The sequence below is a fragment of the Oligoflexus tunisiensis genome, from assembly GCF_001748245.1.
Taxonomy (GTDB): Bacteria; Bdellovibrionota_B; Oligoflexia; order Oligoflexales; family Oligoflexaceae; genus Oligoflexus; species Oligoflexus tunisiensis.
On the sequence record NZ_BDFO01000001.1, the window covers coordinates 2,197,475 to 2,210,216 of the forward strand.

General features: G+C 56.1%; 11 protein-coding genes. 2 read left to right on the forward strand and 9 right to left on the reverse strand.

What is annotated here, in order from left to right; translation table 11 throughout:
• Positions 1-36 precede the first annotated feature (36 nt).
• Positions 37-447, reverse strand: coding sequence for a c-type cytochrome (locus OLTU_RS09535; RefSeq protein WP_141732530.1), 411 nt, complete (start codon positions 445-447; stop codon positions 37-39).
• Positions 448-508: 61 nt separating this feature from the next.
• Positions 509-1,765 (reverse strand): phosphopyruvate hydratase, encoded by a 1,257-nt coding sequence (gene eno / locus OLTU_RS09540; RefSeq protein WP_141732531.1) that lies wholly within the window; start codon positions 1,763-1,765, stop codon positions 509-511.
• A 356-nt stretch (positions 1,766-2,121) separates the two neighbouring features.
• Between eno and OLTU_RS09545 the strand changes: the two genes are divergently transcribed.
• Positions 2,122-3,567, forward strand: a complete 1,446-nt coding sequence (locus OLTU_RS09545; protein ID WP_218109946.1) for a leucyl aminopeptidase family protein — start codon at positions 2,122-2,124, stop codon at positions 3,565-3,567.
• A gap of 94 nt (positions 3,568-3,661) precedes the next feature.
• On the opposite strand, the gene OLTU_RS09550 is transcribed toward OLTU_RS09545, so the two are convergent.
• From OLTU_RS09550 to OLTU_RS09580, 7 genes are all read right to left on the reverse strand, one after another.
• Entirely contained in the window at positions 3,662-5,278 is a 1,617-nt protein-coding gene (locus OLTU_RS09550) for a vWA domain-containing protein (protein ID WP_176736477.1), read from the reverse strand.
• Positions 5,279-5,396: 118 nt separating this feature from the next.
• A complete protein-coding gene (locus OLTU_RS09555; RefSeq protein ID WP_141732534.1) occupies positions 5,397-6,608 on the reverse strand; it encodes a threonine/serine exporter family protein in 1,212 nt (403 codons plus the stop codon).
• Between the two features lie 113 nt (positions 6,609-6,721).
• Positions 6,722-7,624 carry a cytochrome c gene (locus OLTU_RS09560; RefSeq protein WP_141732535.1) on the reverse strand — a complete coding sequence of 301 codons (903 nt, stop codon included), beginning with the start codon at positions 7,622-7,624 and terminating at the stop codon, positions 6,722-6,724.
• Positions 7,625-7,881: 257 nt separating this feature from the next.
• Positions 7,882-8,943: an A/G-specific adenine glycosylase gene (locus tag OLTU_RS09565; protein WP_141732536.1), complete on the reverse strand. Its 1,062-nt coding sequence runs from the start codon at positions 8,941-8,943 to the stop codon at positions 7,882-7,884.
• Positions 8,944-8,988: 45 nt separating this feature from the next.
• Complete coding sequence (locus OLTU_RS09570; RefSeq protein WP_218109947.1) at positions 8,989-9,366, reverse strand: hypothetical protein; 378 nt, start codon at positions 9,364-9,366, stop codon at positions 8,989-8,991.
• Between the two features lie 252 nt (positions 9,367-9,618).
• On the reverse strand, positions 9,619-10,407 hold the full coding sequence (locus OLTU_RS09575) for an enoyl-CoA hydratase-related protein (protein WP_141732538.1): 789 nt from the start codon (positions 10,405-10,407) through the stop codon (positions 9,619-9,621).
• A gap of 9 nt (positions 10,408-10,416) precedes the next feature.
• Positions 10,417-11,283 carry a 3-hydroxybutyryl-CoA dehydrogenase gene (locus tag OLTU_RS09580; RefSeq protein ID WP_141732539.1) on the reverse strand — a complete coding sequence of 289 codons (867 nt, stop codon included), beginning with the start codon at positions 11,281-11,283 and terminating at the stop codon, positions 10,417-10,419.
• A 198-nt stretch (positions 11,284-11,481) separates the two neighbouring features.
• Here OLTU_RS09580 and OLTU_RS09585 point away from each other — a divergent pair, with 198 nt between their 5' ends.
• On the forward strand, positions 11,482-12,732 hold the full coding sequence (locus OLTU_RS09585) for a chorismate-binding protein (RefSeq protein WP_141732540.1): 1,251 nt from the start codon (positions 11,482-11,484) through the stop codon (positions 12,730-12,732).
• Positions 12,733-12,742: the final 10 nt, after the last annotated feature.

The window sequence follows — 12,742 nt, forward strand, 5'->3', positions numbered from 1 at the left end:
TTGTAGCTAAGCCTCTGGAGTCAACGAGGTCAAGTCCTATTCCTGGGGCGCCTCCTGTGGTTTCATCGCCGCGATCAAGGCTTCCATTTCATCGTCTGTGAATTGTCCCTGATAATTTGGCATAACGGGTTGGTATCCGGCCACGACCCGGGTCATGGGGGCGATAATGGATTGTTTGATATAATCCGCATCCGCAAGGACCTCGCTGCCGTCCGCGAGTTTGACAGTTTTGCCGTAGAGGTTGTTCAGGACCGGCGCCCGGAAACCGGAGGCCGGCTGATGGCAGGCGGTGCAGCCTTTTTCCTCGATCAGCATCCAGCCGCGTTCATAAGGTGTTGCGGCGGCATACTCCGCTTCCCTTTTGTCGCGGGCGTATTTGTAGGCAAAGATGGCCAGGACCCCGAGGAACACCGCGAGGATAATCCAGACTCTGACTTTAAGTTTCACCGAAAGCTCCCATGAAAAAGCCCGCCTCAGGACGAAGCGGGCTGCATCCCTGTGTGAACGATCAACCGAAGCGAGCGGTTGAACCCAGTTCCTCTTCAATGCGCAGGAGCTGGTTATACTTGCAGATACGATCGGTCCGCGAAGCCGAGCCGGTTTTGATCTGACCGCAGCCCACAGCCACCGCGAGATCCGCGATGGTGGAGTCTTCCGTTTCGCCGGAACGGTGCGAGATGATGCTGTTGTAACCGGAACGCGTAGCCAGCGTGATGGCGTCGAGTGTTTCGGTCAGCGTGCCGATCTGATTCAATTTGATCAGAATCGCATTGGCGGCATTCTGCTCGATGCCCTGCTGCAGACGATTGGAGTTGGTGACGAAGAGGTCGTCACCCACGATCTGGACCTGGTCGCCGATTTCCGAGGTCAGAAGACGGAAGCCTTCCCAATCATTTTCATCCAGGCCGTCTTCGATCGACATGATCGGATAATCGCGGGCGAGACCGGCGAGGAACTTCACCATGCCTTCACGATCAAAGCCGCGTTTTTCGCCTTCCAGATAGTATTCACCGTTTTTCCAGAATTCCGAAGCGGCCACGTCGAGAGCGATACCGACGTCCTCACCTGGCTTGAAACCGGCCTTTTGGATGGCTTCCATCAGCATATCCAGAGCCGCTTTGTTCGAAGCCAGGTCAGGCGCGAAGCCACCCTCGTCACCGACGGCGGTGTTGAGTTTCTTCTCCTTCAAAACGGATTTGAGCGAGTGGAACACTTCCACGCCGTAGCGCAGGCTCTCGCGGAAGGTAGGCGCGCCGAAGGGAACGATCATGAACTCCTGGAAGTCGACATTATTGTCCGCATGCGCCCCGCCGTTGATGACGTTCATCATCGGCACCGGCAGACGGTTGGCATGCACGCCGCCGAGATAGCGATAGAGCGGCAGTCCCACCGATTCCGCCGCGGCCTTGGCCACTGCCAGCGAAACGCCCAGGATGGCGTTGGCCCCGAGGTTGGTCTTGTTGGGCGTCCCGTCGAGCTCGATCAGCAAATTATCGATTTCCGTTTGCGAGCAGACGTCGATGCCCAGGAGCTTGGGCGCCATGCGATCCTTGACGTTACCGATGGCCTTCAAGACACCTTTGCCGCCATACCTTTGCTTATCGCCATCACGCAGTTCGCAGGCTTCATACTGACCGGTCGATGCGCCCGAGGGCACAGCTGCACGTCCAAAGTAACCGGACTCAGTCATCACTTCAACTTCGACGGTCGGATTGCCGCGGGAGTCGATAATTTCACGGGCGTTGACATACGAAATAACACTCATGTTCCAGCTCCTGTGATGCGGACAGGCGAATCCCTTGAAAATCAAGAGCAGTCCTGAATTGGGACCCTTCGACGGGTCTATGAGCTGAGTATTCTGGCCCTTCCCCAGGCGAAAGGCAAGCCTTTGAAAGATCAAAGCAACCTGCGCATGAAATCCACCCTGCGTGTAGCTTTGTCCCGTGGACACCTTTCGCAAAACTATGCTATTCCTGACCTCTCCAAGGCTACGCAAGCAAGAAATCTGCTTCCCCCATTCCGCGAGTGTCCAGCCAAAAATGCTGGAATCGAGACAAGAAAGGATTCCCTATGTTAAAGTACTCCTCCTGGAAAGATTACCTGCCTAAATCTTTTCAGTGGTTGAGCCAACTTAAGATTGAAACCGCCACCGAACTTGCCACGGATGCATGGAACCTCGTCGCCGTGCGCAGTGAAAGTGATAAGCTCCTTCTCAACAATGGTCTGCTCGATTCCCCGATGTGTGAGCGTCTTTTGAAGGAAGTGGAAGCGCAGGGCTGGACGCCAGGTGAAAAGCAGATCCGCATTCAACTCGATGGCAAAAAATTTCTCCTCGTCGCGCAATCGAGCGTGAAAACCAATCCGGTGCAGGTGGCCCGGCAGCTGGGTCTGGACGCGGCTTCCGCGCTGGCCAAGAGCAAGTCGAAGGATCTCTGCATCGCGGACACGGATAACCTGAAGGCCCTCGACGTGCTGGAAGGTTTCCTGATCGGACAGGATGATGGTGCGGCCTTCAAGTCAAAATCCAATACCGAATATCCCAAAAAATTGTCGGTGGTCAGCAAGGATCCGTCGGAATTGACCAAGCGCCTGGAAATGGCCAAATCCCTGGTGTTCACCAGGTGGCTGCAGGATGCGCCGAGCAATTTCATCAACCCTGACCAGTTTGCCACCATCGCCAAGGATCTTTTTGAAAAATCGGCGGAACTGGTGGTGCTCGGCCGCAAGGAAATGGAACAGCTCGGCATGGGTTCGTTCCTGAGCGTAGCCCATGGCGCGCACACCGAGCCGCGCCTCGTCGCGTTGAAAATTGCCGGGAAAAACCCTGCGAAAACCGTGGCGCTGGTCGGCAAGGGTGTGACCTTTGACGCTGGCGGGATCAATATCAAGCCATCCGCTGGCCTGGAAGAGATGAAGTTCGATATGTCGGGCGCGGCCGCTGTGCTGGGTGCGGCGATGTATTTCACCGCGGTGCAGCCTCCGGTGAATGTCGTCTGTGCTTTGGGTGCGGTCGAAAACATGCTGGGGCCTCAGGCCACCAAGCCAGGTGATGTCGTCACCGCCTTCAATGGCAAGACGATTGAAATCCTGAACACCGATGCCGAAGGCCGGCTGGTGCTTGCCGATGTGCTGTCTTATATCTGCGATAAATTCAAACCGGAACTCGTGCTCGATATCGCGACCTTGACGGGTGCGGTGATCATGGGCCTTGGGCATGTCGGCGCCGGGATCATGGTGAAGGAGCAGAAGACCGCCGACTTCCTGAAAAAGGTCAGCGAGCGCGTGGGTGAACCTCTGTGGCAACTGCCCCTCTGGCCGGAACTGGAATCGGAAGTGAACAGCCAGCTGGCGGATCTAAAAAATATCGCCAAGCCGAGTGTGAAAGCCGGACCGATCATGGGTGGTCTTTTCCTGAGGGAGTTCGTCAAGGATTCCAACTGTGAATGGGCGCATATTGATATCGCCGGGACCGCCTGGACCTGTGGCGCCACCGGTTACCATACCAATGGCGGCAGTGCCTTCGGCGTCCGCGCTTTGGTCGGTGCTGCTGAAATGTTCCTCTCTTAAGAATCCTCTAAACCCCGCGATCTGTGCGGGGTCTCAAAAAAATCTCACCGAGCGATGCCACCGCTGGTCTGCGCCTCGATCTCAACCTTTATCTCTAAGGTTTGAGCAAGAGATCCAGAATGCTCAAGAACTCCTGGCGCAGACCGAGGGGATCCTCACCCACGGCTGCGGCCGCGCGATCCCGGGCGGCCTGGTAGCTGCCCTGCAGTCCTTGAATTTTCCCGAGGACCACGGCGGTTTCCGCCACCGCGAGCTGCCATTGCACATCAGCGGAGGGTGTGGCCGCCAGCGCGTTGGCGAGCGGCTCATCCTGCTTTTCACTGACCGTGCCTTCGGGTGTTTTATACCGCAATTTGAAGGTCCCGATTTCATCGCGATCCGCGGCGGCATTCAGTGCGCCCTCGGCCTGATAAATCAAGGGATCCACCCCTTCCGCAGGCTGATAGGTGCCAGCGAAGACTTCCTCGGCAGGTCGCGGGGTGATTTCGTAAAGATAGGTCACGGTCTGCCCGGATCCAAGATCACCGGCATCGCGCGTATCCTGATTGAATTCATCATCCTTCAAGAGGCGCTCGGCATAACCGATCAGACGATAGGACTTCACAAGGCGCGGATTGAATTCGATCTGCACCTTCACATCCTTGGCGACGGTGACAATGTTGCCCTTCAGATCCACACCGAAAACCTTGTCGATTTCCTGCGTGGTATCGATGAAGAAATAATTGCCATTGCCATCGCGGGCCACATCTTCCATCAGAGCGTCATTGCTCCAGGCTCCAAAGCCCAGGATCGTGAGAAATATTCCCGCGTCTGCCTTGCTGCGGATGACGCTGACGAGCTCCGTCGGATCAGTGATGCCAAGATTGAAGTCACCATCGGTGGTGAGGATCACGCGGTTCACCGCCTGGGCGACAAACTGTTTTTGGGCGATGTCGTAGGCGAGGCTGATGCCGGAACCGCCGTTGGTGCCGCCGCCTGCGCGGAGACGATTGATGGCCTGTTTGATCAGATCCTTCTCCGATCCCGGCGTGGAGTCGAGCAGAACCTCGGTCGCGCCTGAGTAGGTGACGATGGCAATGCGATCCTCGGGTTTCAGAGTATCGGTGAGTTTGACGAGCGAGGCCTTCACGAGAGGCAGCTTGTCTTCATCCGCCATGGATCCGGAAACGTCGACCAGAAAGACCAGATTTTTGGGAGGATCCACCAGTCCAAGGTCCTTCGCTTTCAAACCGATGGACAGGACCTGAGCCCCTGGCGTCCAGGGAGAGGCCACCAGCTGCTGATGCACCTGCACCATGCGATCATCGGCGGGTGCGGTATAGGCATAAGGAAAGTAGTTCAGGAAATCCTCGGGCCGCACGCGTTCCCAAGGGAAAGGACCGGCGGCGCGAATCAGCGCCCGACTGCGTGTATAGGAAGCCGTATCCACATCGATCGATACGGTGGAAAAAGGATTGGTTTCGGTTGCGCGCCAGTTGAGAACGCGCTCGACCGTGGTTTCCGGTCCTGTTTTCTCGGGGAGCGAAGGGGCTCCCTGGGGTTGCCCCGCGATAGCATCAGCGGATTTGGCGACCGAGCCTTCTCCAAATTGTCCCGTCGTGCCGGCTGCCGTGACGTTACCCGATTGTTCCTGCGTCTCCTGTTGATGGCAGGCGGATAGGGCGGTCAAAACCGTCAAAGCCATCAACATTCTTGTCAAAAGTCCTGACATGCGATTCTCCATGGGCCGAGGGGTATGATGGACCATTCTTCGGTCATCACAGGCACCTGCCCGAGCGCATTGACAAACAATTCGTATTCCTTTGTATTCTTCTGCGAAAAGTGGGCCGTTAGAGGCTGCGCCTTGGTGGAATCACGGTGTTGCCGAAGAAGAGGCCGGCCACGATCGAAACTGCGATGATCACGACGGTGAAGACCGTGGTCACGGTATCCATGACATCGTGTTCGAACATGGCAATAAAGCCGCGATAATTGATCGAACCTGGAACGATCAGAATGATGCCTGGCAGCATCGTGATCATACCGGGTCGCTTCAGAATGCGGGCCAGCAGATTGCTCACCATCGCCACGAAGGCTCCCGCCACAAAAAAGGTCAGCTCCGTTCCGAAGAGGCTGCCGCCGATGCGGGCGATGGTGTAGGAGGCCATCGAAACCAGAAAGGCCGACGGCATGTTACGTGGCCGCACACGGAAAAGGAGAAGAAAGCCGAAGGCCAGTGCGGTCACGCCAGGCAATTCCGTCCAGGCGGGCAGGGGCGCGAGCGTCACATCAAAGGCGGCGGGCGCGGAGGCTTTGAGAATGGCTTTGGTGAGCGCCACGGTGAAAACAATTTTTAAAAGCTCACCGGTGGCCCCGGCCAGGCGCGAGGTTCCTGCCAGAAGATTCTTGGTCGACAGTTCGACGAAGGAAACGACGAGCGCCAGTCCAGGCAGGAGGACGATGACGCCGGCCAGGATCACTTTATCCGGGGAAAGACTGGGAACATGCGGCGCCAGAAGGTGGGCCAGGAGTACGGAAATAAAGGAAGCCATCGCTCCAAACAGCTGTCGCATGGGTTCCCAGCGACTGCCGATCCGATCCAAAAGGCCCACGATCAGACCGATCACCGCGGCCAGGGCCAGATCGGTCCATGATCCCCGCAGGGCTGTGATCATGCCGGCCGAGGCCATCGCATAACTGAGAACCAGCAGCCAACGGGGTAAATCCAGGTTGCCGAGGTGAATGCTTTCAATCGTCTGCATGCCTTCCAGAATGCTGCGTTTCCCGTCGATCACCAGATCCGCCGCTTCATCAATCCGGCTTAATTTGGCAAGATCGATCTGTCCCGGTTCGTTGCGAATCACGACCGTTTTCTGCTGCTCACCTTGAGTAAATGTGGCGATAATCCCGGTGGGAAAAGCGAGAAGTTCACAGAGGAGACCCAGGTTCGCCGCGGCCTTGACCAGCGCGCGCTCCACATGATGGGCCGCGGCTCCACAACCGTGGAGAGAGCGGCCCAGGAGAAGAAGGAAATCAACCTTGGTGTTGAAGAGCGGATCCATACAAGTCCTTGTGCTGCGGCGGGTGGAAAGCGTGCCGTTCCTAAGCTTAGCTGGTTTTGCAAGTCATTGCAAAACCAAGGACACGCTGCCACCAGCGGGGCGCCGCCAGGGACTTACTGAGCCGGCTGCTGCTCGGGGAGCAGGTTCGGGTCAAGGCTACGCAGATAAGCGATGATCCCGGCCTTGTCGGTAGCATTGGCGAAGGTCATCATATGCGGAGTTTCCGTCTTATAACCATCGTCCGAGTTGGTGCCTGTTTCAATCGTCGAAAGCAGAGCTGCGTCACTAAACTGTGACATCAGATAAGGCGAGTGATCCACGCCAGTGGCCTGACGATGGCAGCTGGCGCAGGCTGGTGAAGCGCCATTCGCGGTGTTGTAACGGTTAAGACCGGCCGTTATCTGAGCGGCTGTATAGGCCGTGATGGTCACAGCCAACGGCAGTTCGGTGGTACCATAAGTGGCCTTGGCCGTGGTGGTTCCGGCCTGCACAGTGGTCAATTCATAGACCTTACCGGCTGGATATTCCTCGAGAACTTTCATCGAAACAAAGGCGGCATCCGCCGTGAAAGTAACCTTGGCCGCTTCGGCCTTCATCTTGGTTTCATATTCCGTGCTGGTATAAAGAGCCTCGAGCTGATCATCGCTGAGTGCAGCTTCGTCCGCTTCAGGCAATTCACCATAAACATAAACGTCGACCAGAACTTTGAAGACCTTGCCGCCGCCAAAACCCGAGAAAATCTTGCCGCTGCCGTTGTTGCCAAAGTCGGCTTTCCAGACCATCTTGTTCATCAGTTCCGGGATGTTAATCGCCGCTGGTGTTTTAGTCGGATCGTCTGTTTTGGGTTGTTCGCCACCGGGTTCTTCACCTGGCTTGTCGCCGCCCGTTTCGGAGCCAGCGTTTTGGGTCGTTCCTGTGTCGGTTTTTCCTTCGTTCTGTTTGGAACCGCCGGAACATGCAACGAGTGTCGTGATCATGATGCTGGAAAGAAAAACCAAAGCTTGCCCTGAGATCATACCGATACCTCCTGAGAATTCACCGCTCCTGACAGAGTCGAATGCGGCCGTGATGATGTCTTGCTCGGCGCTAATGCAGGTTTCCTGCCATATGTGAAAATGAGGTGGGATCATCACGCGCGATAGCACGGAAGGTTGGACATTTCAGAAATTTATACGCGTGTGAGGTTGTCTCGCACGCGCAAACTTAATCTCTTTGAACTGTATTTCTGTTGGTCATGACATGTTTACTTGACGGCAGGATCGTGCACGGGCTGTCACGGGTGTCGGTCACTGATTTTAAGAAAGAGGTGCAGGGCCTTGCGATCGAGGTTGCTGACGAGCTGACTCTCCGCTTCGTGCAAAGGCACCCAGGTGATGTCACGAGAACTGGCACCCAGCCATTCCCTTTGGTGGACGAAGGCTTGAATTTTATGTCTTGTGATCGAATGCTTAAAGCTGCCGACGGAGTCGGGTTCGAAGTTCCAGGGTCCGTCCTGCTCCCAGCGGAGTTGTCCGTCATGTTCCAGGGCGGTCGGCAGACCCAGCGTTCCTCCCAGGAAGCGGGCTCCCTTGGATCGTTCGACGAGTCCGACCTTGCCGCCCTTGATCAGGAGCCAAAGATGCATTTTCACATCTTCATATTCCATGGGCTTGCGCGGTGCCGGTGCCAGATTTTGACTTCCGGCCGCGTAAGCCTTGCAGAAATTCTGGATAGGACAGATTTCACAGCGCGGATTCTGCTTGATGCAGATCGTTTGCCCCAGCTCCATCACCGCCTGGTTGTAATCGGCAGGTGCGGCGGCTGGAATCAAGAGATCGCCCATCGCCTGAAATTCCCGCTTCAATTTCTGATCCGGCACCACCCGTCGATCGAGGAGACGGCAGAAGACGCGTTCGACATTGCCATCCACGACGGCCTTGGCTTCCCCAAATGCGATACTGCTGATGGCGGCTGCTGTGTAGTCACCGATCCCCGGCAATTCCCGCCAGTCCTTAAAAGTGCGCGGCCAATGAAAGGGTTCACGCGCTGCCAGAACCTGGGCCGCCTCATGCATGAGACGAAAACGTCGGTAATATCCGAGGCCACGACAGGCGAGTCGCACCGCCTCTTCACTGGCCGCAGCCAGATCGTGCAATCGCGGAAAGATGCCAAGGAAACGTTCATAGGCGGGAAGAACAGCCTGAATCGTCGTCTGCTGCAGCATGATCTCGCTGATCCAAATCACGTAGGGATCACCGGATTCCAAAAAGCGCTGACGCCAGGGGAGGGCTCGTTTATTTTTTTGATACCAGGAGACTAAAACGCTCCCGATCGCAGCATCGGGAACGTGTTGCATCAGCCGCTGGCTCGTTTTGGACGAAACTGTCAATGAATAAAGTCCTTAGGCCTTCTTGCTGGCCTTCTTTTTCCGGGTGCCGGCCGTGGTGCTTTTTTTCGTGCTCCCACCGCCTGCCGCTTTTTCCGAAGTGGACGCTGAAGCGCTGGCTGACGCCGCCTTGGGTTTCGCCTTGGTCGTTTTGGATTGCATGTTCAGGCGACTGGCGGCTTTTTCCGTCGTCGTCTTCACTCTCTTTTCCAGCCTTTCCAGGTTGACCCCGTATTTGCCAGCCGTCACTTTCAGCTCTTTATAGAATTTATCGAAGGCTGGTTCGAGCTTCTTGATTTGCGTGTCAACCAGCTTTTCGAATTCTTTCTTCTTTTCAACGACACTTTTGTTTTGTGCAGCTTTGTTGGCCGCATCCTTGATTTTGCTGATCAAGACCTCTCCTTCGCGTTCCAGGGTTTTTTGGAGCTTATTTAGATCGACCTGTACCTTATTGAGTATCTCATTCATAACCCATCGTCCTTGTAAAAGAGCCTTTGAAAACGAGCCCCAGAGAATCTGGCTTCACGTGTACAGCCTATCCAGCCAAGGAATACAGAAGATCAGATCCGGGAGTCACGGTATCATAAAGGAGCGTTCGGCAAATTTCCAGTTAAACTCGGCGCTCATGCCTGCGTGCCTTCCTCTTCAGTTGGAAAAATTGGCCTTACGCTTCTCCAAGAAAGCACTCAGTCCTTCCTTGGCTTCCTGGCCGGTAAAGCAGCTCGCGAAGGCTGTAACCTCGGCCGCAAGTCCATGCTCCAAAGGTATTTCAAGCGAAGCACGGGCCAGCTTTTTGGTTTCAGCCACCGCCTGCGGTGCCGCGCGACCGACATTTTTCAGGATCTGGGCAAGGGTTGCATCGAGCTCTTCAGCCGTTGCGACGCTCGAAATAAGCCCCAGTTGCCAGGCTTCACGCCCATTTAATTTGCGACCTGCACATAAAACTTCCATAGCCAAAGGCAGCCCCACGCGCCGAGCCAGGCGCTGTGTCCCGCCAAAGCCCGGGATTAAACCGAGGTCAACTTCGGGCTGGCCGAACAACGCTTTTTCAGAAGCGACAATGATGTCGCATGCCATGGCCAATTCACAGCCACCGCCGAGGGCGAAACCCTGCACACGGGCGATGGTCAAATAGGGAGCTGACTCCAACCGTCTTGTTGTATCCTGACCCAGCCTTCCAAATTGCAGGGCTTCCTGAGTCGTCATCTCCCGCATCGCGGCGATATCGGCACCGGCGACAAACGCCTTGTCACCCGCACCGGTGAGGACCAGAGCGCGCAGTCCCGCGGTAAGCTCACGATTGTCCAGGATCAGATTCAGTTCACGAAGCACCTGTGCGTTGAGCGCATTCAAAACTTTGGGTCGATTGATGGTGACCGTGGCGACGTTGCCTTCGCGGGACCACAGCAAAGTCTCAAGTTGCGGTTGAGTCATGACAGCTCCTTATTTCTGCGAATAGTTGTAAACACCACGTCCGGTTTTGCGACCCAAATAACCTGCTTCCACATATTTCACGAGCAGCGGGCTGGGGCGATAGCGCGGATCACCCAGGCCTTCATGCAGAACTTTGATGATGGCGAGGCAGGTATCCAGCCCAATAAAATCCGCTAAAGTCAGAGGGCCCATAGGCTGGTTGGTGCCGAGCTTCATCCCTTTATCGATATCCTCGGCGGAGGCGACGCCTTCCATCAAAACGGTGAAGGCTTCATTGATCATCGGCATCAGGATGCGGTTGATCACAAAACCCGGATAATCCTGAGAACGGGTGACCTCCTTATCGAGGCCCTCAGCAAGTTTGACAACCCGGTCGATGGTTTCCGGGGAACTCGTCATCGAGGGAATGATCTCGACGAGTTTCATCAGCGGAACGGGGTTCATAAAATGCATACCGATGACCTGATCCGGACGGCGCGTGGCGGCGGCCAGACGGGTGATCGGAATGGACGAGGTGTTGCTGGCTAAAACGCAGGCGCTTTGCGTGATTTCATCCAGTTCACGGAAGATTTTCATCTTCAACGCTTCGTTTTCACTCACAGCTTCGATCACAAGATCAGCCTGGCTGAGATCGCGCATCTGGGTCGAAAACTGAAGGCGAGCCAGCACCGAGGAGGCGCTTTCACTGCCGAGCAGGCCCTTGCTTTCGAGCTTGCCGAGCGATGCAGAAATGCCTTTTTTTGCTCCTTCGAGCTGGGAATCCTTAATATCGATAAGGGTCACCTGAAGACCCTTCATGGCGCAAACCTGGGCGATGCCACTGCCCATCTGACCTGAGCCGATCACGCCGACTTTGTCAAATCCTGCGATACTCATAGAAAGTCCTATACAAAATGGGAATCACGAGGGCCTCATGATACCCAGGGCGGGCGAAAATGCAAAGCCGACCTGAAGCCCGCCAGTAAGGCCAAAATCAGGCTTTGACGTCTGTGTCGTGCACGGAGTTCCTGCTCGACTTCCGGCCTTCACTTGGGCAAAGTTCCCTCGCTTGAAACGGTGGCGGAGGATTCACGCATGGCCTTGCAAAGCCTGGATCTCGATCTTGATCGTCTCTGGTTTGATGATATCTGGTCAGCCATCGATCGGCTGGCTCCGGAGCCAAACCTTTTGGTTCTGGGCGGGCGGCGCTCACGCCAATCCATGGTGGCGTTAAGCTGGGATGAAGGGAGCTGGTCGGAATTTTTAAACGAAAAACCGGGGGCCCCTCCCCGCCGCAGGGGAGATCGCTGGACAACGGGCCATCTGGCCGTCGTTGCTTATGACGAAGCCCCAGCCGGAAACCGTCCGGCCTCCCGGGTGTTTCGGATCAAGCGCAGTCTTTTGATCGATCACATCGCGCGTCGCGCCGTCATCCATCAGGAGGAGGATTGGGCTCGCTGCCAGCATCAACTGGATTGGACCTCACAAGCCGCCGCGTCCTGCTCAAGCCTTAACCAGCTGCCCCATTGGGAAAGTACCTGGACCGATGCCATGTATTTGGCTGCGGTCCGTGATGTTCTGGAGGATATCCGTCGCGGCCGTTACTACCAGCTCAATCTTTTGCGTTACTGGTCGACCGCGGAACCGATCTCACGCCACCAGTGGCTCGCGCAACTTTCCCACATGGGCGGACCTTTTTCCGCCTATATCGATGTTCCCGGCTTGCAGCTGGTGTCGTTCAGCCCGGAGCGTTTTTTTCGCCTCACCCATGATGCAGCCGGTGTCGTGATTGAAACGGAACCCATCAAGGGAACGCGGCCTGTCGTTGCCGATCCCGACGAGGATCGGCGTCAGCAGGAGGAGCTGATGGCCAGCACCAAGGATGCCGCGGAATTGAACATGATCGTCGATCTTCTGCGCAATGATCTTTTTCGCGTCTGCCAGCCGGCGAGCGTCAAGGTTCTGGATTCAGGTTCCTTGCATAGCTTTGCCAACGTGCATCATCGCATCGCCCGCATTCAAGGTCGTCTCTGTCCTGATCTTTCCATGGAGGCGCTGTTGCAGGCCTTATGTCCCGGCGGTTCCATCACGGGGGCTCCAAAACGCGAAGTCATGCTTGCGATTCGCGAAAAAGAAGCTCGCCCACGCCAGCTCTTTATGGGTAATATTGTATATAAAGATGCCTGGACCGGCTGTCTGGATTCCTCGATCCTCATTCGGACGGCTGTGCATCAGGACCATTGGGAGTTTGCGGCCGGCAGCGGTCTGGTGATTCACAGCGATCCCGCAGCGGAGCTGGAGGAAATTCTGACCAAGGCCCGGGTCATGCCCGGAGAATTTGTCTAAGCAGCTGGCG

Excerpts from the sequence above, each read along its gene's own strand:
- OLTU_RS09580 (WP_141732539.1), bottom strand. The coding sequence starts at position 11,283 with ATGAGTATCGCAGGATTTGACAAAGTCGGCGTGATCGGCTCAGGTCAG.
- eno (WP_141732531.1), bottom strand. The coding sequence starts at position 1,765 with ATGAGTGTTATTTCGTATGTCAACGCCCGTGAAATTATCGACTCCCGC.
- OLTU_RS09575 (WP_141732538.1), bottom strand. The coding sequence starts at position 10,407 with ATGACTCAACCGCAACTTGAGACTTTGCTGTGGTCCCGCGAAGGCAAC.
- OLTU_RS09585 (WP_141732540.1), top strand. The coding sequence starts at position 11,482 with ATGGCCTTGCAAAGCCTGGATCTCGATCTTGATCGTCTCTGGTTTGAT.
- OLTU_RS09565 (WP_141732536.1), bottom strand. The coding sequence starts at position 8,943 with ATGCAACACGTTCCCGATGCTGCGATCGGGAGCGTTTTAGTCTCCTGG.
- OLTU_RS09550 (WP_176736477.1), bottom strand. The coding sequence starts at position 5,278 with ATGTCAGGACTTTTGACAAGAATGTTGATGGCTTTGACGGTTTTGACC.
- OLTU_RS09560 (WP_141732535.1), bottom strand. The coding sequence starts at position 7,624 with ATGATCTCAGGGCAAGCTTTGGTTTTTCTTTCCAGCATCATGATCACG.
- OLTU_RS09555 (WP_141732534.1), bottom strand. The coding sequence starts at position 6,608 with ATGGATCCGCTCTTCAACACCAAGGTTGATTTCCTTCTTCTCCTGGGC.